We start from the raw sequence: 24,394 nt of genomic DNA on the forward strand, positions 1-24,394 counted from the left end.
GCGGAGTCTACGCGGATGGACCTACCTCTGGGCAGGGCGTACGGCGGCTTCCTCGGCCTCCGTCGTGAGCCCGGCGTCCGAGGTGGCGTCAAGGTGCGCCGTCTCGTCCGCATCCTCCTGCTTTGGCCGGTCTGCCGGGGCCTTCGCCTCGGTCGCGGTGCGGTCCAGCTTCTCCGGCGTAACGAATCGATAACCGACGTTCCGGACGGTCCCGATCAGTGACTCGTGCTCCGGACCGAGCTTCGCGCGCAGTCGCCGGACGTGCACGTCGACCGTTCGGGTGCCGCCGAAGTAGTCGTAACCCCAGACCTCCTGCAAGAGCTGGGCGCGCGTGAAGACCCGACCAGGGTGCTGCGCGAGGTACTTCAGGAGCTCGAACTCCTTGAAGGTCAGGTCCAGGACCCGGCCCTTGAGCTTCGCGCTGTAGGTCGCCTCGTCGACGGACAGGTCGCCATTACGAATCTCCATGGGGGAGTCGTCGTTGACGATCTGCTGGCGGCCCATGGCCAGCCGCAGCCGCGCCTCGACCTCCGCCGGACCGGCCGTGTCGAGCAGCACGTCGTCGATGCCCCAGTCGGCGGTGACGGCAGCGAGGCCGCCCTCCGTCACGACGAGGATCAGCGGACAGCCGGGCCCGGTCGACCGCAGCAGCTGGCACAGGCTGCGAACCTGCGGCAGATCCCGGCGGCCGTCGATGAGGATGACGTCGGCACCAGGGGTGTCGACAAGAGCGGGGCCTTCCGCCGGAGCCACTCGCACGTTGTGCAGAAGCAGGCCGAGAGCGGGAAGCACCTCCGTCGACGGCTGAAGGGCATTGGTCAGGAGCAGCAAAGAACTCATCGTGTCCCACCTACCCGGGTCGTCCTGCGGTTGTGCATGGTTCGCTCGCCCATAACGTCTGGTTCCTCCTCGGTCCCTGCGAGGACGTTTACGGCACTGCTTCGAACTCTTTGCGGCTCCCGCGCCCCCGGGTGCCGCGGTTCGCGCTTTCGCGTCGTATACAGCGTTCGTATACATCGCTCCAGAAAGCGCAAAAGGACCCGGGGGCTACGCTGCCCGAGTCCTCATGCCCAGCAGAATAGCCCACATGAACCAAGGTCCGGCAGGTCATGTGACGCGATCCTTCAATCGTCCACTACCTGAGACAGCCCGGCGAGCCCAGCGGCGGAGATTTCTGCGCACGGTCGACGGGGTCACGATCGACGCCATGTACGAGCCCGGAAAGGGCACGTCCGTGCCCTCTTCCGATCTTTCCGGCGAGCTCGCGATCGTCATCGCACACGGTTTCACCGGGGATCTCGACCGGCCACACGTACGCCGGGTGGCAGGCATCCTCGCGGAGCACGCGGCCGTGGTCACGTTCTCCTTCCGGGGCCACGGGGCCTCCGGCGGGCTCTCCACGGTGGGCGACCGGGAGGTGCTCGACCTGGCGGCGGCGGTCGCCTGGGCACGAGAACTCGGCCACACCCGCGTCGCCACGGTCGGCTTCTCGATGGGCGGATCCGTGGTCCTGCGGCACGCGGCGATGCACCGCCGGGGGCCCGCTCGGGAACAGGTGGGGCGCACGGGAGCGTATACAGACGCGGTGGTGTCGGTGAGCGCCCCCGCACGCTGGTACTACCGCGGTACGAAGCCCATGCGCCGGCTCCACTGGGTGGTGACCCGCCCGCTCGGCCGCACGATCAGCCGCTACGGCCTGCGCACCCGGATCCACCACCGCGACTGGGACCCGGTCCCCCTCTCCCCGGTCGAGGCGGTCCCGCTGATCGCCCCCACACCCCTGCTGATCGTCCACGGTGAGCTGGACGGCTACTTCCCGCTGGACCACCCCCGGATGCTGGCCGAGGCGGGCGAGGACCATGCCGAGCTGTGGCTGGAGGCGGGCATGGGGCACGCGGAGCACGCGGCGGACGATGCACTGCTGGGGCGGATCGGTGAGTGGGCGGCTTCGGTGTCCGGCTAGCCTGGCCGTGTCGACCGTTAACAATGACAAGCACTGATCGAGGAACCTGATGGCACAGGGCACGGTGCGTTACTGGGCCGCCGCCAAGGCCGCCGCCGGCGTGGCCGAGGAGCCGTACGAAGCGGAGACCCTCGCCGAGGCGCTTGACGCGGCGCGCGAACGACACCCCGGCGAACTCGTCCGCGTCCTGCGGCGATGCTCGTTCCTCATCGACGGTGACCCCGTGGGCACCCGCGGACATGAGACGGTACGGCTGGCCGAGGGCGGCACGGTCGAGGTGCTCCCGCCGTTCGCAGGAGGGTGACGGGCATCATGAGTAACCAGCCGTGGGGGTCCCCCCGCTCGAGCGAAGCCGAGAGTGGGGGAGGGTCCCACGAGGGCCACGGCTCCCATGACGGGCACGGCTCCCATCAGCAGCAGCCCCGCTGGCCCGGGCAGCAGCCGTCCGACGAGGACGCGCAGCAGCAGACCCAGCAGTGGGAGGGGCAGACCTGGGAGACGCAGACGCATGCGCGGCCTGCGGGGGTTGTGCCTCCGGCTGCGGCGCCGAACCCAGCTCCGAACCCGAACCCGAATCCGGCTGCGACGCCGGTTCCGGCTCCGGCTGAGCCGGTGTATGGGACGGGGCATGGGTACGGGGTTCGTGATTCGGGGTGGGATCGCGGGGCTGAGGGGTACGGGGCTCAGGCCCAGGCGTCGGGGTATGGGGCGCCGGCGTCGGCGTCGGACCAGCGGTCCCGGCGGTCTCAGGGGTATGGGGCTCCGGTTCCAGCGTCGGATCAGGGGTCTCAGGGGTATGGGGCTCCGGTTCCAGCGTCGGGCCAGCGGTCTCAGGGGTATGGGGCTCCGGCGGCGGCGTCGGACCAGCAGTCCCAGGGGTACGGGGCTCCGGCTTCGGATCAGCGGTCTCAGGGGTACGGTGCCCAGGCTCCGGCTCCGGATTGGGATCACGCGAACCAAGGCCAGAGCCAGGGGTACGTGCAGGGGCCCGCGTACGGGGACTTCGCGCTCGCGTCCGCTGCTGCATCCGCACCTTCGCCCAGGCCCGCAACTGCGCCCGCGTCGGCGGCAGTCGGCGATCAGGCTGCCGCTGTCCCTGCCTCCGGCCCCGCCCCGGTGTACGGGCCGCCCACCCTCACCGGAAACCCCCGCGTCACGGACGCCCAGCGGGCCCGTGCCGAGGGGCGTTCGCCGATCATCGAACCGGGTGGGCAGCCGGCCGTGCTGACGGCGGTACTCGGATTGCTGCTTGCGGGAACGGCGGCGATCGGCGAGTACGCACTCGTCGTCCCGCTGGTGATCCTGCAGGCGGTGACCGCGGCGGGCTGGTTCCGGCTGAACGGCATGTGGCCCGCCCGGCAGGGCATCGCGCTGGCCTTCGCGGGCGCGCTCACGGCGGACGCCGTGCTGCTGGCGGCCGGGCGCGAGAACGCTCCCGCCGCCATCCTCGGCACCCTCGGCGTCTGGGTCCTGCTCACCCTGGTCCTCCAACTCCGCAGCCACGCCGAACCCGACGAGCGCATGTACGGCCTGATGGCCACGGTCGCCTCGGCGGCGCTGGCCATCCTCGCGGCGGGGCATCTCGCGGCGGCTTCGGACGCGGTGACAGTGGGCGGGGCGGCGGTCGCGGCGGCGGTCCTGGCCCGCGCGCTCCCCCTCCCGACGCCGGGGTCGCTGCTCGTCGCCCTGCTGGCGGCAGGGGGTGCGGGCCTCGCGGCCGGCGCCCTGACGGACCTGGGCACGGGCGGCGCCCTCCTCGGCGCCGCGGCCGGAGCCTGCGCCCTCATCGGCCACCGGGTCGCCAGCTACGACTACCCGTCCCGCTTCGTCCACTTCACAGCGGGAGTGGCCCTGCCGCTGGCGGCGGCGGCTCCGGCGGTGTATTTGCTGGGCAGGGCGCTGGGCTGAGGCGGGTTTTCTCGCCCCCGCCGCCCCTACCCGTCCCGTCCCTGGGGCTTCGCCCCAGACCCCACCAAGGGCTGCGCCCCTGGACCCCATCGGCCTGAACGGCCTCGTCCTCAAACGCCGGACGGGCTGATTGATGCGGGCCTGCGCTGACAAAGTTCGGCCACGAAAAATCAGCCCCTCCGGCGATTGAGGAGCGGCGGTCCGGGACTGGCACCCGAAACGGGGTCCGGGGCGGAGCCCAAAGGTGTCTGGGGGCGCAGCCCTCAGCGGGGTCCGGGGCTGGCCCCGGTATGGGACGGGCAAGGGCGGCGGGGCCGAAATCCCTCAGGCCCCCCAACCCCCACCTGTCACAGGTGATCGACAACCCACCCCATCCCCGCCGACCAACCCCCCACCCGAGTTACCCTCGCTCGACGGCCACCGGACGCCGTCGATGCCGAGGTGGGGGAACACCAAGACATGCGCGCACTGCGAATACTTCTGATCGTCACCGTCATCCTGGGTGGGCTCTTCGTCATCGCCGACCGCGTAGCCGTCGGCTTCGCCGAGGACGAGGCCGCGGACAAGCTGAAGACCAGCGAGGGCCTGGCCAGCACCCCCGACGTGTCGATCAAGGGCTTCCCCTTCCTCACCCAGGTCGTCGGCGGCGAACTCGACGAGATCGAGGTCGGCATCCAGAACTACGAGGCGGACACCGGCGGCACCGCACAGAACACCGGCCCCGACAAGATCCGTATCGACGACCTCACGGCCCAGATGCGCGGCGTCGCCTTCTCCGGCAACTACAGCTCCGCCACCGCCGCCTCGGCCACCGGCACCGCCACGATCTCGTACGACGAACTCCTCAAGGCCGCCAAGTCCGAACCCGTACAGCTCGCGAGTGGAGTCACCGCCGAGGTCGTCGGCCTCTCCGACGGCGGCAACGGAAAGATCAAGGTCGAGGTCGAGGCCACCGTGCTCGGCGCCAAGCTCCCCCAGCCCGTCTCCGTACTGAGCACGGTCAGCGTCGAGGGCGACGTCGTCAGGGCACGCGCCGACGCGCTCCCCAACCTCGGCATCCAGCTCGCCGAGGACAAGGCCCGCACGGTCACCGACTTCCAGCAGCGCATCGACGGTCTCCCCGGCGGCATCAAGCTCGACAAGGTCGAGGCGGCCCCGAACGGCGTCGACATCACGGTGAAGGGTTCGGACGTCACGCTCGTCGGGTAGGACGGCAGGCGGGTACGACGACCGATGAGCTGACGACGGATGCGCCGCTGTCCGAAAGGCGAGACGCCCCTGTCCGCGAAGCAGGTGTGAAGAAGAGCACGGGTCTGCAATGTCCGTATGAGTGCGATCGAACGGGGCTTTCGCAACTCCACCGTCCCGCATCGCGGACAATCGCGTCTCACCATCCGACACGCCGGTGACATGCCAGCCCCACCCTCCCTACGATCGACCTCATGAAGCGACAGCAGGCGGATCTGACGAAGCGGCGGGCAGTAGACCTGTGCCGTGTCGCCGCCATGCTCTGTCGCACCTTCTGAGCGGAAGCGCCGGCTTCCGCGATCCCCGGGCCCTTTGACGCGCTCGCCAGGTCAGGGCCACCCCGTGCGCCACGTACGCCTCCGTGTCATGCGCGTACCGCACCCACTCATCGACGCACCGCCCCGCCGTAACTGCCCCGGAGGAGAAACAGAATGAGCCGCAGCGACGTCCTGGTAGACGCCGACTGGGTCCAGGAGCACCTGGACGACCCGAAGGTCGCCCTCGTCGAGGTCGACGAGGACACATCGGCGTACGAGAAGAACCACATCAAGAACGCCATCCGGATCGACTGGACCAAGGACCTCCAGGACCCGGTCCGCCGTGACTTCATCGACCAGGAGGGCTTCGAGAAGCTCCTGTCGGAGAAGGGCATCGCGAACGACACGCTCGTCGTTCTCTACGGCGGCAACAACAACTGGTTCGCGTCGTACGCCTACTGGTACTTCAAGCTGTACGGCCACGAGAACGTCAAGCTCCTCGACGGCGGCCGCAAGAAGTGGGAGCTGGACTCCCGCGACCTGGTCGACGGCTCGCAGGTGCCGGACCGCGCGAAGACCGAGTACAAGGCCAAGCCGCAGGACACCTCGATCCGCGCGTTCCGTGACGACGTCGTCGCCGCGATCGGCGCCCAGAACCTGGTCGACGTCCGCTCGCCCGACGAGTTCAGCGGCAAGCTGCTCGCGCCGGCCCACCTGCCGCAGGAGCAGTCGCAGCGCCCCGGCCACGTGCCGAGCGCCCGCAACATCCCGTGGTCCAAGAACGCCAACGACGACGGCACCTTCAAGTCGGACGACGAGCTCAAGGAGCTCTACGCCGAGGAGCAGGTCGACCTCGCCAAGGACACCATCGCGTACTGCCGCATCGGTGAGCGCTCGGCCCTGACCTGGTTCGTCCTGCACGAGCTGCTCGGCGTCGAGAACGTCAAGAACTACGACGGTTCCTGGACCGAGTACGGCTCCCTCGTCGGCGTGCCGATCGAGCTCGGCGCCAACAAGTAAGCCCCGACCTTTCAACTACCTCTTCAGGAGCAGCACATGTGTGGAGCAAAGGCCGGCGGCCCCGACGCCTCGACGATCAAGCCTGGTGAGACCACCATCCAGGGCCAGGTGACCAAGGACGGCGAGCCCGTGGTCGGCTACGTCCGCCTCCTTGACTCGACCGGCGAGTTCACCGCCGAGGTCCCGACCTCTGCGACCGGACAGTTCCGCTTCTACGCGGCCGAGGGCACGTGGACCGTACGCGCCCTGGTCCCGGGCGGCACGGCGGACCGCACGGTCGTCGCCCAGACGGGCGGGCTGGCCGAGGTTGCGATCGCCGTCTGAGCGCCGTTTGAACGGTCTGACGGCACGCGCCGTATGAACGGCTGAAGGGCCGCACCCCAGGGGGTTGGACGCCACCACTTGTGATCGGGGTGCGGCCCTTCAGCTTGCCCGGATCTCCGGGCCTACGCTGGACATATGTACGCACGACGGCGTCACGCCTACTTCGCCATGATGGGCACGTGCATCGGCCTCTTCGTCCTGGCCTGGGGTGTCGTGCGGCTGTGGTCGATGCCGGTGGCCATCGGTATGTGCGTCGTGGCGATGGTGATTCCGCCGCTCGCAGCCATGGTGGCCAACCGGCGCGGACCGGAGGACCGCTGGTGGGACGACCCGTCCGGAGACCCGAAGTCCGACGAGTGGTGGGACGAGCTGGACGGCAAGAAGCGGCGGCCTGGACGGTAAGCAGCACCGCCGCTAGAACAGGCCCATGACGCGTACGAAGGTGTCCACCGTCGTGCTCGATGCGCACGACGCCCATCAACTGGCCGATTTCTACGTGCGGTTGCTCGGGTACGAGGTACGCGCGGACGAGCCTCACTGGGTAATCGTCGGGCCCACGGACGGGGACGGCGTCTCGCTCGCCTTCGAGAGTGAGCCGGAGTACGTCCGGCCCGTCTGGCCCACCCTCCCCCACTCTCGGCTTCGCTCGAGCGGGGGGACCCCCATGCCCGGCGACCAGCAGATGATGCTGCACCTCGACATCGAGGTCGACGACCTGGAGGGCGAGACCGCGCGGGCCGTCGCCGCGGGCGCCACGCTCGCCGACTACCAGCCGCAGGACGACGTACGGGTGCTGCTGGACCCGTCGGGGCACCCCTTCTGCCTGTGGACGCAGACAGGTCAGTAGACGAGCGCCTGGGTGTCGTCGGCCAGCGCCTCCTGCACGAAGACCTGCGCCCCCGCGATCCGTACGCCCTCGATCACGTCCTTCTCCGTGATGTCGCGCCGGGCCGCGCACTGCGTGCACAGCGTGAGCCGGCCACCGGCCAGCACCGATTCGAGCAGGTCGGGGAGCGGAGCCGCATGCGGCAGCTCGAACTCGGCGGCGCGGTCCGGCAGCGCGAACCACGCCGACTCGCCGGTCAGCCAGAGCGAGACCTCCACCCCGCTGGCCACGGCGACCGCCGCCACCGTGAACGCCTGCGAGCACCGCTCTGGAGCATCGGCCCCGGCCGTCACCTTGATCACGAGCTTTTTCGCCATGGTCGAATCGTAGTCGCGTACCTCACGCGCGACCTCGCACAGAGCGCCCGACCATGGCCGCGTAAGCTGGAGCCCGGCTTCGTGTACGGCCCTACGCCCAACCCCGCTCATCCAAGGAGCACCCTGTGCTTGAGATCTTCTTCGAGGTTCTGCTGGTCCTGGTCTGCGTCGGCGTCATCGCCTTCGCGGGGCTGACCGTGAAGAAGCTGTACCAGGGCCAGCGCTGAGCGCCGTCACGGACGCCCCCATCACCCACGTACGAGACTTCTGAGCTGATCATGATCGAGATCCCGTCCGACCTCCACAAGGACCTGGTCCCCCTCGCCTTCCTGCTCGGTAACTGGACCGGCGCGGGTGTCCATGACTTCCCCGGTGCCGAGAAGTGCAACTTCGGCCAGGAAGTCAGCTTCAGCCACGACGGGCGGGACTTCCTCGAGTACCACTCGCGCACCTGGGTCCTGGACTCCGAGGGCAACAAGGTGAAGCCGCTGGAGACCGAGACCGGCTACTGGCGTATCGACTCCGACCGCAAGGTCGAGGTCGTGATGGTCCGCGACGACGGCGTCGTCGAGGTCTGGTACGGCGAGCTGGCCGACAAGAAGCCCCAGATCGACCTGGTGACGGACGCGGTCGCGCGCACGGCGGCCTCGGGCCCGTACAGCGGCGGCAAGCGCCTGTACGGCTACGTCAAGAGCGACCTCATGTGGGTCGGCGAGAAGCAGACCCCCGAGATCCCGCTCCGCCCCTACATGTCCGCCCAGCTCAAGAAGGCCGTCACCCCCGAGGACGTCGAACGCTGGGCCAAGGCCCTCCCGGACGACATGCCGGACGACGGGATCGCCTTCTTCAAGTAGCTCTAGACTTTCAGGTGTGGTGAGCACTCGAAGCAGCACCGGAAGCAGTGCCGAAGGCACTGACTGGAAGAGTGATCTGCGGCAGCGCGGGTATCGGCTGACGCCGCAGCGGCAGCTTGTGCTCGAGGCTGTGGACGCGCTGGAGCATGCGACGCCCGACGACATCCTCGTGGAAGTGAGGAAGACGGCGTCGGGGGTCAACATCTCCACCGTGTACCGGACGCTGGAGCTCCTGGAGGAGCTCGGGCTGGTGTCGCACGCCCACCTCGGGCACGGGGCGCCCACGTACCATCTCGCGGACCGTCATCACCATCTTCACCTGGTGTGCCGGGACTGCCGGAACGTCATCGAGGCGGATGTGTCGGTTGCCGCCGAGTTCACGGCGAAGCTGCGGGAGAGCTTCGGGTTCGACACCGATATGAAGCACTTCGCGATCTTCGGCCGGTGCAAGGACTGCTCGGGCAAGAGCGCGAGCAGGAAATAAAACAAGCAGCTACTCGGTCGTAGGCTGTATGCCCATGAAGAGCCCCCTGCTGTCCCTGCCCGGTGCCGTGCCCGCAGAGGGCGTGGACGAAGGCGTCGCCGCGCACTACGGCGACCTGTTCCGCGAACAGCGTGCCCTCGCCGACGGCACGGGTTTCGTCGACCTCTCGCACCGCGGCGTCGTCACCGTCTCCGGCGAGGACCGGCTCAGCTGGCTGCATCTCCTGCTCACCCAGCACGTCTCCGATCTCCCGCCAGGCCACGCCACCGAGGCGCTGGTCCTCTCCGCGCACGGCCATATCGAGCACGCGCTGTATCTCGTCGACGACGGGACGACCACCTGGGCCCACGTGGAGCCCGGCACCCAGGACGCGCTGATCGCGTACCTGGAGTCGATGAAGTTCTTCTACCGGGTCGAAGTCGCCGACCGGACGAGCGAGTTCGCGGTCGTGCATCTGCCGGCCGGTTCCATCGCCGAGGTGCCGGAAGGCGTCGTCGTACGCGAGACGTCGTACGGGCGTGATCTGTTCCTGCCCCGCAGCGACCTGGAGTCGTACGCGGCGGACGGCGAGAAGCACGGCCCGGTCGCCGGGATGCTGGCGTATGAGGCGCTGCGCGTCGAGCATCACCGGCCGCGGCTCGGTTTCGAGACCGACCACCGGACGATTCCGCACGAGCTGGGTTGGATCGGCTCGGCGGTGCATCTTCAGAAGGGCTGCTATCGGGGTCAGGAGACCGTCGCCCGCGTCCAGAACCTGGGCAAGCCGCCGCGGCGGCTGGTGTTCCTCCACCTGGACGGCAGCGAGGTGCACCTGCCGCCGCACGGTACGGAGCTCCGGCTGGCGGAGGAGGGCCCGGACGGGCGCAAGATCGGTTTCATCACGACATCCGTACGCCATCACGAGCTCGGCCCGATCGCCCTGGCCCTGGTGAAGCGCAACGTGCCGCTCGACGCACGGCTGATGGCCGACGCGACCGCCGCCTCGCAGGAGGCCGTGGTCGAGGTGTAGGGCGCAGTCTGTCGCGGGGCTACATCTCGAGCAGGACCGTGAACGGGCCGTCGTTCGTCAGCGATACGCGCATCTTGGCGCCGAAACGGCCCGTCGCCACCGTCGCGCCCAGGGAACGAAGCTGGGCGACGACCTCGTCCACGAGGGGTTCGGCGACGTCGCCGGGGGCGGCGGCGTTCCAGGTGGGGCGGCGGCCCTTGCGGGCGTCGCCGTAGAGCGTGAACTGGCTGATGACGAGCAGCGGCGCGTCGACGTCGCTGCACGACTTCTCGTCGTCCAGCATCCGGATCGACCAGAGTTTGCGGGCCAGTTGGGCCGCCTTCTCCTTGGTGTCCTGGTGGGTGACGCCCACCAGGACGCACAGGCCCTCGCCGCTGATCTCACCGACCGTTTCGCCGTCGACGACCACACTCGCGCCGTCAACCCTCTGTACCACCGCACGCATACGGACCATCATGCCGTGCGTCGGCTTGACCTCTGTAGGGGGTCTTCTTATCACTCCTTATGCCTCCATCTGGGGCGTATCGGAGGCACTCCGGCTCATAGCAGCCAGTGGGGGTGGCACGATGCATCCACACGCCGGTCGAGGGGACGGTTGAGGCATATGAGCACCATGAGCACATCGGGGATCGGGCAGTCGCCACCTGCGGTGGCGGGGGGAATCGCGGGGGCTGGGGGAGCAGAATTCTCGGGTACGGGCCATTCGATTACGGCGCCTCCGGTGGGGGTGCGTCCGCCCGCGCAGCGGACGGACAGCCCACCGGTCGAGCGCGATCTGTCGGGGCTGGGGCTGCCCGAGCTGCGGACGATGCGGCGGGGCGCCCAGCGGGACGAGGCGGACCTCAGCTATGTACGGCGGCTGGTCCAGGGGCGGATCGACATCCTGCGGGCGGAGCTCGGGCGACGGGCCGAACCCGCCCGGGCCCGGTCGTCGGCTGCGGCACCGGCTGCCGAGGGGGAGTCGGCCGGCTCGTCCATCTCTTCCGTTGTGGAGCGGCTGTCGGAGATCCTGACGGACGCGCCCGCACGGCAGCGCTCGTCGGCCCGGCACGTCACGGTCGGCACGCCGCACAGCGAGGAGTACCGGCGGCTGGCCGCGGACATGCTCGCGGAGGTGGAGCTGTCCGACCTTGAGGCCCGCACGGATCTGGAGCTGAACACCGCGATGGGGCGCCTCGTGCGGTACGAGCAGCAGGTCTCACGCCGGCGCCGGCAGCTCCAGCGAACGGCCGACGACTGCAGCGCGGAGATCGCGCGCAGGTATCGCGAGGGCGAGGCACACGTGGACGACTTGCTCGTCTGACGCCGGGTCTTCTGACCGTCTGACCCGTCTGAGCGTGCCGCCCGTACGAGTGAGGATTATGGGCTCGGCTCGGCCCTGCTCGGCCTGAGTTACCCGGCGTCACCTGCTGTGACGCCGGGTGAATTGGGTGAGGGCTTCTTCTGCCCTTCCTCAGAGCTGTACGGGCGCTAACCGACGGCCCGCCAGAGTGGCGTACCCGAACCGCACTGGAAGGGGAAAGACACATGGGTAGTGCTGTGCGACCACAGCGCAGGGCCATTCTCACCGGAGGACTGGTGGCGGCCACCGCGGCCTGCCTCACCTGCTGTTCGTCGAAGACGGACGGCGGCGCGGCGACGGCTTCGGCCGCGGGGGCTGCGCAGAAGACCTCCTCGTCACCGCCACCGCCACCGGCCGCGGACGGCGAGCGGCCGGTCTCGCCGTGGGCGGCGTTCGCGCGGCTGATGGAGGGCAACAAGCGCTGGGTCGACGGGGACCTTCAGCATCCGGACCGGGACCCGCTCCGGCGTCAGTTCGTCGCCGAGGAGCAGGACCCGTTCGGTGTGGTCCTCTCCTGCATCGACTCCAGGGTGCCGCCGGAGTTGCTGTTCGACACCGGGCTCGGGGACCTGTTCGTGATGCGTACCGGCGGGCAGGTGGTCGGCGACGTGGTCACCGGTTCCGTCGAGTACGGGCCGATGACCTCGGGCACTCCGCTGATCGTCGTGCTCGGGCACCAGCGCTGCGGCGCGGTCAAGGCGGCGCACAAGGCGCTGAAGGACAACAAGCCGCTGCCGGGCAACCTGCAGTCGATCGCCGAGGAGCTGCGCCCGGCGTACGAGGTGATCGCCAAGGAGAAGCACGCGGATCCGGTCGACGCCATGACTCGCGTGCATATCAAGCAGACCTCCGCCGATCTGCGGTCCAACAAGGATCTCGGCCCGTTGGTGAAGAAGGGCGACCTGGCTGTCGTCAGCGCGTACTACTCGCTCGACACCGGCCGAGTGGAAGTCCTGACCGGCGCGCCCACCGCCTGAGGCGTTTCCCGCGCCCCTGAAGGGGCCGCAGGCCCTCTTCAGGGGCGCGGGTCTCGAGCGGAGGGACCCCCACCGCCCTCGCTGCCACGTGCCGGATGTGCATCTGGGTCTGACGGTGGCCTGCGTCCGGCCCGACGTTGTATCTAAGCGCTTAACATAGGCGGCGGGACGGGGTCGGAAGAAGGCGAAAACGTGGCGAAGCGGGCGACGGTGTATGACGTGGCGCAGCGTGCCGGGGTGTCCATCGCGACCGTGTCGATGACCTTTCGCCGTCCCTACAAGGTGAAGGAAGGGACCCGGAGCATCGTCCTGGCCGCCGCCGAGGCGTTGAACTACGTGCCCAGCGCGAGCGCGCGCGGGCTGGCCCATGGTCACACCGGGGCGCTGGGTCTGTACGCGTTCGACTACTTCTACCCGGAGTCCTTCGCCGAGCCCGCCGCCGTGGAACCGGTCGGTCAGGGGCCGGCGCAGGGTGAGGTCGCCGTGGTGCGGGACGACCGGGACGAGGACCACCGGCTCTTCCCGCTGTACACCGACGAGGTGCAGCGCGGAGTCGAGCTGGAGTGCTGGCGCCGCGGCTATGCGCTGATGATCGGCGGGGGCAGCCGGGCCGACAGCGCGACCGTCGTCACGGACATCGTCGGACGCGTCGACGGGCTCGTGGTGTTCCCCACGTCCGTGCCCGATGACGTACTGGGGCGGATCGCGCAGCGGATTCCGGTGGTGGCGCTCTCGGAGGAGCTCCGGCACGAGGGGCTGAGTACCGTTTCGGTGGACAACCGCGGCGGTATGCGCGTCCTCACCGAGCACCTGGTCGCCGAGCACGGGCTGCGTGACCTGCAGTACGTCGGCGCGGTGAAACTCGTCGACTTCCAGGAGCGGTTCGCCGGCTTCAAAGAGGCGTTGCGGGCGGCGGGGCTGCGGGTGCCTCGCAAGCCGCTGGTCGGCCTGGAAGCCGAAGGGGACGACTTGCGGCATGTCGTCGCCGGGCTGCTGGCCGGTGACCGGCTGCCCGAGGGCTTCGTGTGCGTGACCGATCTGGATGCGATCAACCTGATGGAAGCGCTGGTCGAGCACGGGGTGCGGGTCCCCGAGCAGGTCGTGGTGACCGGCTTCGACGGCGTCATGGCGGGCCGGGTCGTCCGGCCCGCACTGACGACGGTGCGCCAGCCGATGCAGGCGATGGGAAGCGCCGCGGTGTCCGTCCTCGCGGAACGCGTCGCCAACCCCACGGGTCCGCCCATCGCACGGCGCTTGTCGGTGCAGGTGGTGCTGCGCGAGAGCTGCGGCTGCTCGCGGCCCTGACGGTTCGCGGTGCGTCGCCGCGCCCTTCCGCTGCACCACCGGCGCCTTGGCGATCCCTCGCCGGGGTGACTGCGCCTTGCCGCGGGCAGTGAGGGATCGTCCTCGTCGCCTCCTCGGCCATCACCCTTTACAGGCCATCACCTAAGCGCTTAGATTTCGACCATACCCAGGAATCTAAGCGCTTAGATCCGCCTGCGCTCTCCGCCTCCCACTCCGGTGGCGGATCGACGGAGAGGAGCAGCTGACGCCCTTTCCACCCCCCAACCTGAAGGACACGAACGCACGATGACGCACGCCTCCACGCCCTTCCCCGACGGCTTCCTCTGGGGCGCCTCCACCGCGGGGCACCAGATCGAGGGCAACAACGTCAACAGCGACTGGTGGCAGCGGGAGCACAGCGGCACGGCGGGCATCAAGGAGCCGAGCCTGGACGCCTGCGACAGCTACCACCGGTGGCAGGAGGACATGGACCTGCTGGCCGAACTCGGCTTCACCGACTACCGGTTCGGCATCGAATGGGCCCGTATCGAGCCCGCCCCCGGTCACTTCTCGCATGCCGAACTCGCCCACTACCGGCGGATGGTGGAGGGCGCCATCGAGCGCGGCCTGCGCCCGATGGTGACGCTGCACCACTTCACCGTGCCCCGCTGGTTCATGGAGCGGGGCGGCTGGACCGCCGACGGCGCCGTCGACCTCTTCGCCCGCTACGTGGAGGCCATCGCACCGGTCATCGGCACGGGCGTGCGGCACGTATGCACCATCAACGAGCCCAACATGATCGCGATCACGGCGACCGTGCTGAAGGGCGGCGACATCCAGTGGGGTCCGGTGGGCACTCCGACGCCCGACGAGGAGACCAGCCGGGCGGTCATCGCCGCCCACCACGCCGCGATGAACGCCGTCAAGAACATCGACCCCGGCATCCAGGCCGGCTGGACCGTCGCCAACCTGGTCTACCAGTCCCTGCCCGGCGCGGAGGAGGCCACGGCCGCCTACCAGTACCCCCGCGAGGACGTGTTCATCGAGGCGGCCCGCGGTGACGACTTCCTGGGCGTTCAGGCGTACAGCCGCAACAAGGTCGGTCCCGACGGGCCGGTCCTCGCCCCCGACGACGCCGAGCGCACCCTCACGGACTGGGAGTACTACCCGCCGGCGATCGGCCACGCCCTGCGGCATGCCGCCGAGATCGTCGGCGACGTCCCGCTGATCGTCACCGAGAACGGCGTCGCGACCGACGACGACAGCCGCCGTATCGACTACTACACCGGCGCCCTCGACTCGGTCGCCGCCGCCCTCGAGGACGGCATCGACGTACGGGGCTACCTGGCCTGGAGCGCCCTCGACAACTACGAGTGGGGCTCGTACAAGCCGACCTTCGGCCTCATCGCGGTCGACCCGGTCACCTTTGTACGCACGCCCAAGCCGTCCGCTGCGTGGCTGGGCGGCTTCGGCCGCACGCGGGAACTCCCGCGCGCGACCGGCTGATGTGTCCCTCAGCCCCGGAGCCGCAGTTCCTCAGGCGGATCCGCTGCGGCGGCTGTGGAGCCACCATGCCCCGCCGCCGAGTACCAGGACGGACGCGGCGATGCCCACCGGTACGCCGATGGGCATGCCGTCGTCGCCCTCACCGTCCGCGTTGTTCGACGCCGGCTCCGCCGCCGGTGCCGACGTGCCCGTCTTCGGCCCGCCCGCTGCCGTGTCGGACGAAGGGGCCGCCGTCGTGGGCTCCTCCGTCGGGCTCGGGCTCACGGGTTTGGCGCCGGGGGCGGCGGGTTTCAGGTCCAGGCGGGGGGCGGGGTTGCCGTGGCCGTGGCCGTCCGAGCTGCTGGTGTCGTCCAGTTCGATCCAGCGGTCCACCTTGCCGTCGCTGTAGCTCTGCACGGTCTTGAAGACCAGCGACTTGGCGTCGGGCAACTGCCGTACGGTGACGACGTATTCGGCGTCCTTTCCGACGGCGAGCTTCGGTCCGGAGACCGTGTAACCCCGGTCGGTGGGGGTGAGCTTCCAGCCGTCCGGACCTTCCTTGTAGGTGACGTCGCCGGGCGCGATGCCCTTCGGCAGGACCACCTCCAGCTTGCTGATGCCGGCTGAGCCGGATTCGGACTCCGCGTGGAAGGTCAGCGTGACGTTCTGGTCGAGGGCCCGGGCGCCCTCCGCCTCGACGTCCGCATGGGCGGCGGCCGGTCCCGCGGTGGCGACGGCGACCGCGCACGCGGCTGCCGTGAGGCCGCCGAGGGCGCCGACACGGCGCAGGCTGCGGGCAAGGGCAAGGCTCGGGTGATGCACAGGGACTCCTCGTACCGATGGTCGATGTGTAGGGGGCTGAGTTGGGGTTTTCCGGAGTGCCGCCGCCCGGCCCATGAGCCGGGCGGCGGTGACGTACGCGTCGTACAGGGCCGTACGAGATATCAGGCAGCCACCGCGGCCGGCGGTCGGTGGCCTTCGGCCTCGCACAGTGACTCGATCAGTGAGCTGCGGGCGCGTGCCACGCGTGAGCGCACCGTGCCGACCGGGCAGCCGCCGAACCGCGCTGCCTCCTCGTACGACAGGCCCAGCATCTGGGTCAGTACGAAGGCCTCGCGGCGGTCGTCGGGCAGTGCGGCCAGCAGTTCCGCGAGGGCGATGCCGTCGTCGAAGCCCGGCAGGCCGCGCGGCTGGCCGCGCTCGGCCGCCGACTGCCAGTTGTCCCGGTCCGACAGGCGGGGCCGGGCGGAGGCGTACCGGATGTTGTCGATGACCGCGCGACGCGCGATGGCCAGCAGCCAACTCCGCGCCGAGGAACGGCCTTCGAAACGGTGCAGGCTGCCGAGGGCCCGCAGGAAGGTGTCCTGGGTCAGGTCGTCGGCCGCTTGCGGATCGGCGCTGAGGTACGTCACGTAGCGGCTGACGTCCCGGTGGAGGGCGCGGACGAACTTCTCGACGGCGTCCGGGTCACCACCACGGGCGGCGAGCGCCCAGGACGTTATCGACTCGTCGTGCGGGCAGGGCGAACTGTGCAGGGCAGGAGTGAACACCTGTGTCCTTCTCGGGGTCCGGGAACCAGGCCGGAGCAGAGAGCTCGGCGGTTCCGGTGACTGTTGACTCCGGCTGTCGTCAGAGGACAGCGGGCCCGGCGGGCGGACCCCGAGAAGTGATGGCGTATACGAGGAGGAGTTGCCGCAGCGCGTGAACCGTACGGCCCCTCGGGGCGCGGACGCGCGGGCGGTACGGCGGCGTGGGCAGCCGGAGGGGCAGCCGCAGGGGAGCGACGAGCCACCCGGCGAGAACCCGCAGGATGCGGAAGGCGGCGCGCTCACCGTGGGCGAGCCACAGGCCGCCCAGCAGGGCGGCGGCCAGGTGGGCGGCGAGCATGCCGGTGAGGGACATGCCGTCCATGAGATGCCCCGCCTGGGCCGTGGAGGCCGAGGCGTCCATCGAGGACATGCCCGCCATTCCGTGGCTCATGGAGTGCGAGGTCGTCGCCGCGCCGTCCGAGTGCGTACCGCTCCCCGGCGGCGTGCACAGCAGATGGCGCACCCACCGCTGCGCGAGCGACGCCGGTTCCGGCCGTACGACCGCCTGCGCGAGCGAGAACACCGCGTGGAGGGCCACCTGGGTGGCGACCGAGAGGGAACCGACCACGAAGATTCCGCGTTCCCGGCCGGCCAGACCCCACGCCATACCGCCCGCGGCCACGGCTCCGGCGGCCAGTGCCCAACCGGGCACCGCGACACCGGAGGTCATCACGTGTCCCTGGACAGCGAAAAGCACGCAGACGACCGCGAACATCGCGGCCCTCAGCGTACGAACACTCCGTCCAGCACTCATGGAGGCTTCATCCTTGCACCGGCTGTTGGGCCGTCACAGCCCAATACGGACAACCACCGGGTGCGCCACTCAATCCGGCCCCTGTGATCCAGGCCACTGGCAGTCTCGCCGCCGGTGCCTCTGCCCGTTGGACACGCCGCCGGATGGCGCATCCGGCCTGCGCAGTGGCAATTGGTGCATAAAGTGTAGAATATGACGAAACGTAATATCGCCTATCTGGCGTGCGCAGCAGCAGTCATCGGGGCGGGGCTCGGTGCTGCCCCGCCGACCGCCGGCCATACGGTCCATGTGGTCCATCCGGGAGAGTCGATCCAGAAGGCGGTGGACGCCGCCAAACCGGGAGACAGCGTTCTCCTGCGCCGCGGCACCTACCGCGAGAGCGTCAACGTGAGCACACCCGGGCTCACACTGCGCGGCGTGGACCGCGGCGTCGTGATCAAGCCGGGCGCGAAGAGGGCCGCCAACAGCTGTGCCGCGGGCGGCAACGGCATCTGTGTGGTGGGGACGAAGGACCGCAGAGTCGCGGGCGTCACCATCGCCTCCCTGAAGGTGACCGGCTTCGCCAAGAACGGGTTGTACAGCGCGAGGACCGACGGTCTGAACGTGCGGAACGTGACCGCGGTGAAGAACGGGGTGTGGGGCATCGCCCAGGAAGGCTCCGTCCGCGGTGTGTTCCGGTGGAACACCGCCCGGGACAACGGCGATGCGGGCCTGTTCCTCGCCAACACGGTCACGGCCGAGCAGGGCGCGGCGAACGCCCGGGGAACGGTGGTGGAGCACAACCGGCTGGAGGGCAACCGCATCGGCGTCACCGTCCGGCGCCTGCGGAACCTCAGCGTCGCGGGCAACGACGTCACGGGCAACTGCGCCGGAGTGTTCGTCGTCGGTGACGAGAACAAGCCGAGGGCCGGCGACCTGTCCGTACGGGACAACCACATCGCGCGGAACAACGAGTACTGCCCGAAGACGGAACGGCTGCCCTTCCTGCAGGGCTCCGGCATCGTCCTGACCGGCGCCGAGAGGACTCTCGTGATCGGGAACGAGATCACGGACAACGTCGGCAAGTCGCCGTTGTCGGGCGGCATCGTCCTGTTCAAGAGCATGGTGGGCGTCACCAGCGAGCGGAACCGGATCAGCGACAACCGGCTTGAGGGCAACGCCCCCGCCGACCTCGTCAACACGGACACCGGCAAGGGCAACACCTTCGAAGGCAACTCCTGCGGGGCGTCCAGGCCCGCGGGACTGTGCTGACCGGCCGGCCGTATCCACCGCATCCATCGCATCCACTCGCAGAGCAAGAGAAGTGAAGGAAGGAACGCGGCACATGACGACCGCACAGACTGCCCCACCGCCGTCCATGAGGCTGAGGGAGCTCGTGTTCGGAGCGGCATGTGCCGCCGCCCTCCGCGCAGCCGTCCGGCTGGGGGTTGCCGACGCTCTCGGTGACGGCCCCATGGCTGTCGAGGACCTCGCGGGCGCGGTGAAGGCCGAACCCCGGCCGCTGCGACGGCTGTTGAGAGCCCTGTCCTGTTACGGCGTCTTCGCCGAGCGGCCGGACGGGACGTTCGCGCACACCGACATGTCCCGGCTGCTGCGCGAGGACGACCCGCACAGTCTGCGCAACATCTCGCTGTGGTGTACGGAGCCGTGGACGTGGGACGCGTGGCCCCGGCTCGACGAGGCGGTGCGCACCGGTCGGAACGTCGTCGAGGAGCTGTACGGCAAGGAGTTCTTCGTCTACCTCAATGAGGACGCCCCGGAATCGGCCGACGTCTTCAACCGCGCCATGACGACCTCCAGCGTGCAGTCCGCGCGGGATGTGGCCGACTTCCTCGATCTGTCGGGGAGTTCGTCCGTCGCCGACATCGGAGGCGGCCAGGGGCGTGTGGTGGCGAGCCTGCTGGAGAAGTACCCCTCGATGCACGGTGCGCTGCTCGATCTGCCGCGGGTGGTGGACAACGTCGATCCACGGCTTCGTGTGGGCGGCGAGTTCGGGGACCGGATGCGCATCGTGGCCGGGGACTGCCGGGTGGCCGTTCCGATCAGGGCAGATGCGTACATCATCAAGAACATCCTGGAGTGGGACGACGACAGTACGGCCCGGACCCTGCGCAACGTCATCGAGGCGGGCGGACCCGGGGCTCGGGTCGTGGTCATCGAGAACCTCGTCGACGACACCCCGTCGATGCGGTTCAGCACCGCCATGGATCTCCTGCTGCTCCTCAACGTCGGCGGGGCCAAGCACACCACCGAGAGCATGACGCGGCGGCTGACCGACGCGGGGCTGGTCATCGGTGACGTACGACCGGTCAATCCGTATCTGCACGCGTTCGACTGCACCGTGCCCGGCTGATCAGCGCGTTTCGCAGGCCAACGGCCGCCGGGCCCCCGACTGACTGTCGTGGGCCCGGCGGCCGTTGGCGTTGTGCGCTTCAAACGGTGCGCTTCAAACGGTGGTTCAGTCGGTGGGATCCCGCTCCCAGCGGTAGAAGCAGTGGGCCATCGCGTCCTTCGGGGATCGCCAGGTCGCGGGGTCGTACGCGGTGACATACGCCGACAGCCGCTCGCTGATGTCCCGGAACTCGGGGTGTCCGGCCATCTTGGCGATGGCCGGACCGGGGTCCTGTTCGGACTCGATGAGGTGCAGGTACACCTCACCGAACTGGAAGAGGCTGCGCCGGGCGACTCCCACGAGATGCGGCAGCTCGCCCCGGTCGGACTCCTCGAACACCTTGGCGATGTCGGGGGCCGAACCCGGCATCATCCGGGCGACGATCAGACTCTGGTGCATGGATTTGGGCTTGGACTTGGACTGCGGCATCGACCTGTTCTCCGTCCGGGTCAGTCGGTCAGGGACGGCACGGGACGACGTTCCCTGGCGGCCTGTTCGATGCGGTCCCGGATCAGGGCCATCTGGACCTTGGAGTTCTTGTTGATGTTGTCCGTCATCCAGGCGTCGTCGACCGGTGCGTCCGGCTTCATCGCGAAGTCCTGCGTCCACACCATCCGGGTGCCCTCCGGCACCTTCTCGTACTGCCAGCGGATGTTCATGTACGCGAAGGGCCCCGTCTCGACGCGGCGGGCGCGCACGCTGCGCGCGTCGCGGTCCGTTTCCCGCTCCGAGACCCAGCTCCACACGGTGCCGTTCTCGTCGGGCTTCATGGTCAGCCGGAACGTGGTCTTGTTGCCCTCCCGGGAGAGGATCTCGACCGAGGCGTACTCGCTGAACAGCTGAGGCCAGTTCGCCACATCGTTGGTCATGTCCCAGACCAGGTCCAGCGGGGCGGCGATGGTGATGTCGTTCTCCGTGTGTCCGGTCATGTCACGCTCCTGCCACGAGGGCACCGTTGACGAGGTCGAGGAACTGCCGCGGGGTCTTGCAGCGCTCCGCGTCGGGAGGCAGCGGCGTGCCGTACCGCTTCTCCAACTCGCCCACGACGCCGAGCAGACCGAGCGAGTCGATGCCGAGGGCGTCGAAGCCGGATTCGCTGCGCTCCTGCAGTTCGCCGGGGGCGACGGTGACTCCGGCTGCCTTCTTCATGAGTTCGGACAGCTCTTCCACGGTGATTTGCTCACTCATGCGCTTCCTCTCCTTTTGCTCCTCGCCTCGCAACGAGACGTTCTTTCGGTCGTTCGCCCACGCCTACGGGGCTCCACGCCGCAGCACGAGCGCCGAGTTCGACCCCATGAGGCCTCGGCTGAGCACCAGCGCCGTGCGCAGTTCTGCGGCACGGGCCCGCCCGGTCACGAGGTCGAGGTCATGGCAGACGTCGAAGACGTTGGGGGTGGGCGGGATCAGTCCGTGCTCCATCGCGAGCACGGCCGCCGCGGCGTCCAGCACGGACGCCGCGCAGTAGCCGCGGCCGATACCCGTCTTGGGGGCCGTGACGGGTACGCGTCCGCCGTGCGCGCCGAGGGCGTCGGCGATCGCCAGCGCCTCGGCCCGGTCCGCCTCCGGTACGCCGAGGGCGTCGGCGAAGACCACGTCGATCTCCCCGGGAGCGCAGCCGGCCTCCTCCAAGGCCCCGCCGATGGCCCGGGCGAGCCCTTGCCTGGACGCCGCCCAGCGGGAGGCGCCGGTGAACGTGGCCGCGTGTCCGGCGACGGTGGCCCGTACGCTCGCGCCCCGCTCCCGGGCCGCGCGCTCGTCCTCCACGACGAGCATGGCGCCGCCCTCGGCGGGCACGAATCCGCAGGCTTCGGCGGTGAACGGGCGATAGGCGTGCGCCGGGTCCTGAGCAGTGCTCAGTTCCCGGTAGCCGAGCTGGCAGACCACTGAGTAGGGGGCCAGCGGTGCCTCGGTCGCGCCGGCCACGATCACGTCGGTGCCGCGGCGCGCGGCGCGCGCCGCGTGGGCGAGAGCGTCCAGACCGCCGGCCTCGTCGGCGGCGACGACCGAGCAGGGGCCCTTGAAGCCGCGCCGGATGGAGATCTGGCCGGTGCTGGCGGCGTAGAACCAGGCGATGGACTGGTACGGGCCGACGTAGCGACTGCCCTTCCCCCACAGTTGCTGCAGCTCGCGCTGCCCGAACTCGCCGCCGCCGGAACCCGCCGCGGTGACCACACCCACGGAGAACGGCGCGTCGCCGGTGTCGGCCTGGCCGAGGCGGGCGTCGTCCAGCGCGAGGCCGGACGCGGCCAGCGCGAAGTGCGTGAACCGGTCGGTCTGCACGAGGTGGCGCTCCTCGACCGCCTCCGAGGCCTCGAAGCCCCGTACTTCGCCGGCCACCCGCAGTGGCAGGTGCTCACAGCCTTCGCGGGTGACGCGGTCGAGGACGCTGATGCCCTCCTGAGTGGCCTTCCAGAAGGACTCGGTGCTGGGTCCGTTGGGCGCGATCACGCCGATTCCGGTGACGGCGGCACGCCGCGGATACGGTTCGCTCATAGCGTCGTCTCCCTTGGCCGGGTCAGGACCACCGCGGACTGGAAGCCGCCGAATCCACTGCCCACGGAGAGCACGTTGTTCAGTCTCCGCTCGCGAGCGACGCGCGGAACGTAGTCCAGGTCGCACTCGGGGTCCGGTGTCTCGTAGTTCGCGGTGGGCGGTACCACCTGGTGGGTCAGGGCCAGCACACAGGCGACGAGTTCGATCGCCCCGATCGCGCCGAGGGAGTGGCCCACCATGGACTTGATGGAGCTCATGGGGATGTCGTAGGCGTGCTGTCCCAGGGCCCGTTTCACCGCGGCGGTCTCGTGACGGTCGTTCTGCTGGGTGCCCGAGCCGTGCGCGTTGACGTAGTCGACCGCTGTGCCGGCGAGCCCGGCATGGCCGAGAGCCGTCTCGATCGCCCGGGCCATCTCCAGGCCCTCCTTGGTCAGACCGGTCATGTGGTAGGCGTTGCCGAAGGTGGCGTAGCCGCTGAGCTCGCAGTACACGTGCGTGCCGCGGGCCAGGGCGTGTTCGAGGTTCTCCAGGACGAGTACGGCACTGCCCTCGCCCATGACGAACCCGTCACGGTTGGCGTCGAAGGGACGCGAGGCGTGGGCGGGGTCGTCGTTGTTCGCGGAGGTGGCCTTGATCGCGTCGAAGCAGGCCATGGTGATCGGCGATATCGGCGAGTCCGAGGCGCCGGCTATGCAGACATCCGCCCGGCCCTCCCCGATGGTGTGGAAGGCGTAGCCGACCGCGTCGAGGCCCGAGGTACAGCCCGTGGAGACGGTCTGCACCGGCCCGCACGCCCCGAACCTCTCCGCCACCGCCGAGGCGAGCGTGCTCGGCGAGAACGCGCGGTGCAGATGCGGGCCGGCCTCCCGGTGGTCCACGTCCCAGCGCTGTCCGTGCCGGCTGACCAGGACGTAGTCGTTCTCGAGGCGGGTGGTGCCACCCACCGCGGTTCCGAGGGAGACCCCGACCCGCCACGGGTCCTCCCGGCCGAGGTCCAGACCTGCGTTCCGTATCGCTTCCTCCGCGGCGACCAGGGCGAACTGCACGTACCTGTCGGAGCGTGCGACCTGCTCCGCGTCCAGCCCGTGGGCCGCCGGATCGAAGTCGCACTCGGCGGCTATCCGCGAACGCAGGCCGGTCGGGTCGAAGAAGGTGATGCCCCGGGTCGCCGTACGCCCGCCCGCCAGGAGGTCCCAGAAAGCCGGTACACCGATGCCGCCCGGGGCGACGACGCCTATGCCGGTGACCGCCACGCGCCGGGTCATGAACCGACCTTGCGTCGGTCGACCGTCCGGCCCCCACTCGTGCCGGCTCCCTCCGACGCGACCGTGACGGCGTCGGTCCCCTCGGTGTCGACGTGACCGAGCGGCGGGCTCGGCGCCAGCGGACCGAGGTGGAAGACGAGGCGCGCCTCCGCCTTGCCGACATTGCGGAAACGGTGCCGCATACGGATGGGGATCATGAGCCCCTGCTCGGGCCGCAGCGGCAGGGGATCGCCATCCAGGTCGACCTCCAGCTCCCCGCAGAGGACGTACACGAACTCCTCGGAGTACGGGTGGTAATGCTCACCGATGCGCTCGCCGGGCTGCACGATGGCCACGCCCATGAAACCGCTGGTGGAGCCGACCGTGGCGGGGGTGAGCATGGCGCGCAGATCGCCGCCGCGCCGGGTGTTGGGCTCAACCTCGCTGAGATCCACGATTCTGGGACGGGGTTTGATCACGACGTTGCTCCGATCGTGTGCTGTGCCGGCATGAGGGTTCGGCCGGCATGAGGGCCGTGGTCGCCGCGACCCGCGTAGTGGACGG

General features: G+C 69.6%; 30 protein-coding genes. 18 read left to right on the forward strand and 12 right to left on the reverse strand.

Annotated features, from left to right (window positions below; all coding sequences use genetic code 11):
* Nucleotides 1-21 precede the first annotated feature (21 nt).
* Nucleotides 22-840, reverse strand: coding sequence for a winged-helix domain-containing protein (locus ACGFNK_RS28935; RefSeq protein WP_393420539.1), 819 nt, complete (start codon nucleotides 838-840; stop codon nucleotides 22-24).
* Nucleotides 841-1,087: 247 nt separating this feature from the next.
* On the opposite strand from ACGFNK_RS28935, the gene ACGFNK_RS28940 reads away from it, so the two are divergent.
* The 9 genes from ACGFNK_RS28940 to ACGFNK_RS28980 all read left to right on the forward strand — a co-directional run bounded on the left by ACGFNK_RS28940 (nucleotide 1,088) and on the right by ACGFNK_RS28980 (nucleotide 7,567).
* Complete coding sequence (locus ACGFNK_RS28940) at nucleotides 1,088-1,963, forward strand: alpha/beta hydrolase (protein ID WP_393420541.1); 876 nt, start codon at nucleotides 1,088-1,090, stop codon at nucleotides 1,961-1,963.
* A 49-nt stretch (nucleotides 1,964-2,012) separates the two neighbouring features.
* A complete protein-coding gene (locus tag ACGFNK_RS28945) occupies nucleotides 2,013-2,267 on the forward strand; it encodes a MoaD/ThiS family protein (RefSeq protein WP_033324387.1) in 255 nt (84 codons plus the stop codon).
* A gap of 308 nt (nucleotides 2,268-2,575) precedes the next feature.
* Entirely contained in the window at nucleotides 2,576-3,871 is a 1,296-nt protein-coding gene (locus ACGFNK_RS28950; RefSeq protein WP_393420857.1) for a hypothetical protein, read from the forward strand.
* A gap of 459 nt (nucleotides 3,872-4,330) precedes the next feature.
* Nucleotides 4,331-5,080 (forward strand): DUF2993 domain-containing protein, encoded by a 750-nt coding sequence (locus tag ACGFNK_RS28955; protein ID WP_393420543.1) that lies wholly within the window; start codon nucleotides 4,331-4,333, stop codon nucleotides 5,078-5,080.
* A 233-nt stretch (nucleotides 5,081-5,313) separates the two neighbouring features.
* Nucleotides 5,314-5,397, forward strand: coding sequence for a putative leader peptide (locus ACGFNK_RS28960; protein ID WP_352376456.1), 84 nt, complete (start codon nucleotides 5,314-5,316; stop codon nucleotides 5,395-5,397).
* Between the two features lie 153 nt (nucleotides 5,398-5,550).
* Nucleotides 5,551-6,396: a sulfurtransferase gene (locus tag ACGFNK_RS28965; RefSeq protein ID WP_393420545.1), complete on the forward strand. Its 846-nt coding sequence runs from the start codon at nucleotides 5,551-5,553 to the stop codon at nucleotides 6,394-6,396.
* Between the two features lie 36 nt (nucleotides 6,397-6,432).
* Entirely contained in the window at nucleotides 6,433-6,720 is a 288-nt protein-coding gene (locus ACGFNK_RS28970) for a DUF1416 domain-containing protein (protein WP_033324392.1), read from the forward strand.
* A gap of 135 nt (nucleotides 6,721-6,855) precedes the next feature.
* Nucleotides 6,856-7,122: a DUF3099 domain-containing protein gene (locus ACGFNK_RS28975; protein ID WP_165343081.1), complete on the forward strand. Its 267-nt coding sequence runs from the start codon at nucleotides 6,856-6,858 to the stop codon at nucleotides 7,120-7,122.
* A 25-nt stretch (nucleotides 7,123-7,147) separates the two neighbouring features.
* On the forward strand, nucleotides 7,148-7,567 hold the full coding sequence (locus ACGFNK_RS28980; protein ID WP_393420547.1) for a VOC family protein: 420 nt from the start codon (nucleotides 7,148-7,150) through the stop codon (nucleotides 7,565-7,567).
* Here the strand turns inward: ACGFNK_RS28980 and ACGFNK_RS28985 are convergent.
* Complete coding sequence (locus ACGFNK_RS28985; protein WP_393420549.1) at nucleotides 7,561-7,923, reverse strand: DsrE family protein; 363 nt, start codon at nucleotides 7,921-7,923, stop codon at nucleotides 7,561-7,563. The two genes, ACGFNK_RS28980 and ACGFNK_RS28985, sit on opposite strands and share 7 nt — an antisense overlap.
* Before the next feature lie 278 nt (nucleotides 7,924-8,201).
* Here ACGFNK_RS28985 and ACGFNK_RS28990 point away from each other — a divergent pair, with 278 nt between their 5' ends.
* Genes ACGFNK_RS28990 through ACGFNK_RS29000 form a run of 3 tightly spaced genes read left to right on the forward strand, consistent with a single transcriptional unit; the run spans nucleotide 8,202 to nucleotide 10,270 of the window.
* Nucleotides 8,202-8,777, forward strand: coding sequence for an FABP family protein (locus ACGFNK_RS28990; RefSeq protein ID WP_393420551.1), 576 nt, complete (start codon nucleotides 8,202-8,204; stop codon nucleotides 8,775-8,777).
* 16 nt (nucleotides 8,778-8,793) lie between these two features.
* Nucleotides 8,794-9,261 carry a Fur family transcriptional regulator gene (locus ACGFNK_RS28995; RefSeq protein ID WP_388687289.1) on the forward strand — a complete coding sequence of 156 codons (468 nt, stop codon included), beginning with the start codon at nucleotides 8,794-8,796 and terminating at the stop codon, nucleotides 9,259-9,261.
* Between the two features lie 34 nt (nucleotides 9,262-9,295).
* Nucleotides 9,296-10,270 carry a YgfZ/GcvT domain-containing protein gene (locus tag ACGFNK_RS29000; RefSeq protein ID WP_393420553.1) on the forward strand — a complete coding sequence of 325 codons (975 nt, stop codon included), beginning with the start codon at nucleotides 9,296-9,298 and terminating at the stop codon, nucleotides 10,268-10,270.
* 19 nt (nucleotides 10,271-10,289) lie between these two features.
* Here ACGFNK_RS29000 and dtd read toward each other — a convergent pair whose 3' ends face one another.
* Nucleotides 10,290-10,715 carry a D-aminoacyl-tRNA deacylase gene (dtd, locus tag ACGFNK_RS29005; RefSeq protein ID WP_393420555.1) on the reverse strand — a complete coding sequence of 142 codons (426 nt, stop codon included), beginning with the start codon at nucleotides 10,713-10,715 and terminating at the stop codon, nucleotides 10,290-10,292.
* Between the two features lie 168 nt (nucleotides 10,716-10,883).
* Here dtd and ACGFNK_RS29010 point away from each other — a divergent pair, with 168 nt between their 5' ends.
* From ACGFNK_RS29010 to ACGFNK_RS29025, 4 genes are all read left to right on the forward strand, one after another.
* Nucleotides 10,884-11,573 (forward strand): aerial mycelium formation protein, encoded by a 690-nt coding sequence (locus ACGFNK_RS29010; protein WP_393420859.1) that lies wholly within the window; start codon nucleotides 10,884-10,886, stop codon nucleotides 11,571-11,573.
* Between the two features lie 224 nt (nucleotides 11,574-11,797).
* Nucleotides 11,798-12,589, forward strand: a complete 792-nt coding sequence (locus ACGFNK_RS29015; RefSeq protein ID WP_393420557.1) for a carbonic anhydrase — start codon at nucleotides 11,798-11,800, stop codon at nucleotides 12,587-12,589.
* Between the two features lie 192 nt (nucleotides 12,590-12,781).
* Entirely contained in the window at nucleotides 12,782-13,894 is a 1,113-nt protein-coding gene (locus tag ACGFNK_RS29020; RefSeq protein ID WP_393420558.1) for a LacI family DNA-binding transcriptional regulator, read from the forward strand.
* A 285-nt stretch (nucleotides 13,895-14,179) separates the two neighbouring features.
* Complete coding sequence (locus tag ACGFNK_RS29025) at nucleotides 14,180-15,379, forward strand: glycoside hydrolase family 1 protein (protein WP_393420560.1); 1,200 nt, start codon at nucleotides 14,180-14,182, stop codon at nucleotides 15,377-15,379.
* 30 nt (nucleotides 15,380-15,409) lie between these two features.
* Here ACGFNK_RS29025 and ACGFNK_RS29030 read toward each other — a convergent pair whose 3' ends face one another.
* The 3 genes from ACGFNK_RS29030 to ACGFNK_RS29040 all read right to left on the reverse strand — a co-directional run bounded on the left by ACGFNK_RS29030 (nucleotide 15,410) and on the right by ACGFNK_RS29040 (nucleotide 17,701).
* On the reverse strand, nucleotides 15,410-16,180 hold the full coding sequence (locus ACGFNK_RS29030) for a DUF1775 domain-containing protein (RefSeq protein ID WP_393420562.1): 771 nt from the start codon (nucleotides 16,178-16,180) through the stop codon (nucleotides 15,410-15,412).
* A gap of 122 nt (nucleotides 16,181-16,302) precedes the next feature.
* Nucleotides 16,303-16,908 carry a sigma-70 family RNA polymerase sigma factor gene (locus ACGFNK_RS29035; protein WP_393420564.1) on the reverse strand — a complete coding sequence of 202 codons (606 nt, stop codon included), beginning with the start codon at nucleotides 16,906-16,908 and terminating at the stop codon, nucleotides 16,303-16,305.
* Between the two features lie 79 nt (nucleotides 16,909-16,987).
* The gene (locus ACGFNK_RS29040) at nucleotides 16,988-17,701 is read right to left on the reverse strand and encodes a hypothetical protein (protein ID WP_393420566.1); all 714 of its coding nucleotides are present in this window, start codon (nucleotides 17,699-17,701) and stop codon (nucleotides 16,988-16,990) included.
* 192 nt (nucleotides 17,702-17,893) lie between these two features.
* Between ACGFNK_RS29040 and ACGFNK_RS29045 the strand changes: the two genes are divergently transcribed.
* Together ACGFNK_RS29045 and ACGFNK_RS29050 are read left to right on the forward strand one after the other, a co-directional pair.
* A complete protein-coding gene (locus ACGFNK_RS29045) occupies nucleotides 17,894-18,952 on the forward strand; it encodes a nitrous oxide reductase family maturation protein NosD (RefSeq protein ID WP_393420567.1) in 1,059 nt (352 codons plus the stop codon).
* 73 nt (nucleotides 18,953-19,025) lie between these two features.
* Nucleotides 19,026-20,054 (forward strand): methyltransferase, encoded by a 1,029-nt coding sequence (locus ACGFNK_RS29050; RefSeq protein WP_393420569.1) that lies wholly within the window; start codon nucleotides 19,026-19,028, stop codon nucleotides 20,052-20,054.
* Nucleotides 20,055-20,159: 105 nt separating this feature from the next.
* Here ACGFNK_RS29050 and ACGFNK_RS29055 read toward each other — a convergent pair whose 3' ends face one another.
* The 6 genes from ACGFNK_RS29055 to ACGFNK_RS29080 form a co-directional block, all read right to left on the reverse strand.
* Nucleotides 20,160-20,492 (reverse strand): TcmI family type II polyketide cyclase, encoded by a 333-nt coding sequence (locus ACGFNK_RS29055; RefSeq protein ID WP_393420861.1) that lies wholly within the window; start codon nucleotides 20,490-20,492, stop codon nucleotides 20,160-20,162.
* Nucleotides 20,493-20,542: 50 nt separating this feature from the next.
* A complete protein-coding gene (locus tag ACGFNK_RS29060; protein WP_386353781.1) occupies nucleotides 20,543-21,022 on the reverse strand; it encodes an SRPBCC family protein in 480 nt (159 codons plus the stop codon).
* Between the two features lies 1 nt (nucleotide 21,023).
* Nucleotides 21,024-21,281, reverse strand: coding sequence for an acyl carrier protein (locus ACGFNK_RS29065; protein ID WP_386353779.1), 258 nt, complete (start codon nucleotides 21,279-21,281; stop codon nucleotides 21,024-21,026).
* Between the two features lie 63 nt (nucleotides 21,282-21,344).
* Complete coding sequence (locus ACGFNK_RS29070) at nucleotides 21,345-22,586, reverse strand: beta-ketoacyl synthase N-terminal-like domain-containing protein (RefSeq protein WP_393420572.1); 1,242 nt, start codon at nucleotides 22,584-22,586, stop codon at nucleotides 21,345-21,347.
* Nucleotides 22,583-23,851 carry a beta-ketoacyl-[acyl-carrier-protein] synthase family protein gene (locus tag ACGFNK_RS29075; RefSeq protein WP_393420574.1) on the reverse strand — a complete coding sequence of 423 codons (1,269 nt, stop codon included), beginning with the start codon at nucleotides 23,849-23,851 and terminating at the stop codon, nucleotides 22,583-22,585. The genes ACGFNK_RS29070 and ACGFNK_RS29075 overlap by 4 nt, the downstream gene beginning before the upstream one ends.
* Nucleotides 23,848-24,309 carry a cupin domain-containing protein gene (locus ACGFNK_RS29080; protein WP_386353773.1) on the reverse strand — a complete coding sequence of 154 codons (462 nt, stop codon included), beginning with the start codon at nucleotides 24,307-24,309 and terminating at the stop codon, nucleotides 23,848-23,850. The genes ACGFNK_RS29075 and ACGFNK_RS29080 overlap by 4 nt, the downstream gene beginning before the upstream one ends.
* Between the last annotated feature and the right edge of the window lie 85 nt (nucleotides 24,310-24,394).

It is taken from the genome of Streptomyces sp. NPDC048825, from assembly GCF_043198355.1.
Classification (GTDB): domain Bacteria; phylum Actinomycetota; class Actinomycetes; order Streptomycetales; family Streptomycetaceae; genus Streptomyces; species Streptomyces xiangluensis.

What these genes read in the sequence shown, in the direction of transcription:
- ACGFNK_RS28935 (WP_393420539.1), bottom strand. Translation starts at nt 840, where the DNA reads ATGAGTTCTTTGCTGCTCCTGACCAATGCCCTTCAGCCGTCGACGGAG.
- ACGFNK_RS28940 (WP_393420541.1), top strand. Translation starts at nt 1,088, where the DNA reads ATGAACCAAGGTCCGGCAGGTCATGTGACGCGATCCTTCAATCGTCCA.
- ACGFNK_RS28945 (WP_033324387.1), top strand. Translation starts at nt 2,013, where the DNA reads ATGGCACAGGGCACGGTGCGTTACTGGGCCGCCGCCAAGGCCGCCGCC.
- ACGFNK_RS28955 (WP_393420543.1), top strand. Translation starts at nt 4,331, where the DNA reads ATGCGCGCACTGCGAATACTTCTGATCGTCACCGTCATCCTGGGTGGG.
- ACGFNK_RS28960 (WP_352376456.1), top strand. Translation starts at nt 5,314, where the DNA reads ATGAAGCGACAGCAGGCGGATCTGACGAAGCGGCGGGCAGTAGACCTG.
- ACGFNK_RS28965 (WP_393420545.1), top strand. Translation starts at nt 5,551, where the DNA reads ATGAGCCGCAGCGACGTCCTGGTAGACGCCGACTGGGTCCAGGAGCAC.
- ACGFNK_RS28970 (WP_033324392.1), top strand. Translation starts at nt 6,433, where the DNA reads ATGTGTGGAGCAAAGGCCGGCGGCCCCGACGCCTCGACGATCAAGCCT.
- ACGFNK_RS28975 (WP_165343081.1), top strand. Translation starts at nt 6,856, where the DNA reads ATGTACGCACGACGGCGTCACGCCTACTTCGCCATGATGGGCACGTGC.
- ACGFNK_RS28980 (WP_393420547.1), top strand. Translation starts at nt 7,148, where the DNA reads ATGACGCGTACGAAGGTGTCCACCGTCGTGCTCGATGCGCACGACGCC.
- ACGFNK_RS28985 (WP_393420549.1), bottom strand. Translation starts at nt 7,923, where the DNA reads ATGGCGAAAAAGCTCGTGATCAAGGTGACGGCCGGGGCCGATGCTCCA.
- ACGFNK_RS28990 (WP_393420551.1), top strand. Translation starts at nt 8,202, where the DNA reads ATGATCGAGATCCCGTCCGACCTCCACAAGGACCTGGTCCCCCTCGCC.
- ACGFNK_RS29000 (WP_393420553.1), top strand. Translation starts at nt 9,296, where the DNA reads ATGAAGAGCCCCCTGCTGTCCCTGCCCGGTGCCGTGCCCGCAGAGGGC.
- dtd (WP_393420555.1), bottom strand. Translation starts at nt 10,715, where the DNA reads ATGCGTGCGGTGGTACAGAGGGTTGACGGCGCGAGTGTGGTCGTCGAC.
- ACGFNK_RS29010 (WP_393420859.1), top strand. Translation starts at nt 10,884, where the DNA reads ATGAGCACATCGGGGATCGGGCAGTCGCCACCTGCGGTGGCGGGGGGA.
- ACGFNK_RS29015 (WP_393420557.1), top strand. Translation starts at nt 11,798, where the DNA reads ATGGGTAGTGCTGTGCGACCACAGCGCAGGGCCATTCTCACCGGAGGA.
- ACGFNK_RS29025 (WP_393420560.1), top strand. Translation starts at nt 14,180, where the DNA reads ATGACGCACGCCTCCACGCCCTTCCCCGACGGCTTCCTCTGGGGCGCC.
- ACGFNK_RS29040 (WP_393420566.1), bottom strand. Translation starts at nt 17,701, where the DNA reads ATGAGTGCTGGACGGAGTGTTCGTACGCTGAGGGCCGCGATGTTCGCG.
- ACGFNK_RS29045 (WP_393420567.1), top strand. Translation starts at nt 17,894, where the DNA reads ATGACGAAACGTAATATCGCCTATCTGGCGTGCGCAGCAGCAGTCATC.
- ACGFNK_RS29050 (WP_393420569.1), top strand. Translation starts at nt 19,026, where the DNA reads ATGACGACCGCACAGACTGCCCCACCGCCGTCCATGAGGCTGAGGGAG.
- ACGFNK_RS29055 (WP_393420861.1), bottom strand. Translation starts at nt 20,492, where the DNA reads ATGCACCAGAGTCTGATCGTCGCCCGGATGATGCCGGGTTCGGCCCCC.
- ACGFNK_RS29060 (WP_386353781.1), bottom strand. Translation starts at nt 21,022, where the DNA reads ATGACCGGACACACGGAGAACGACATCACCATCGCCGCCCCGCTGGAC.
- ACGFNK_RS29065 (WP_386353779.1), bottom strand. Translation starts at nt 21,281, where the DNA reads ATGAGTGAGCAAATCACCGTGGAAGAGCTGTCCGAACTCATGAAGAAG.
- ACGFNK_RS29070 (WP_393420572.1), bottom strand. Translation starts at nt 22,586, where the DNA reads ATGAGCGAACCGTATCCGCGGCGTGCCGCCGTCACCGGAATCGGCGTG.
- ACGFNK_RS29075 (WP_393420574.1), bottom strand. Translation starts at nt 23,851, where the DNA reads ATGACCCGGCGCGTGGCGGTCACCGGCATAGGCGTCGTCGCCCCGGGC.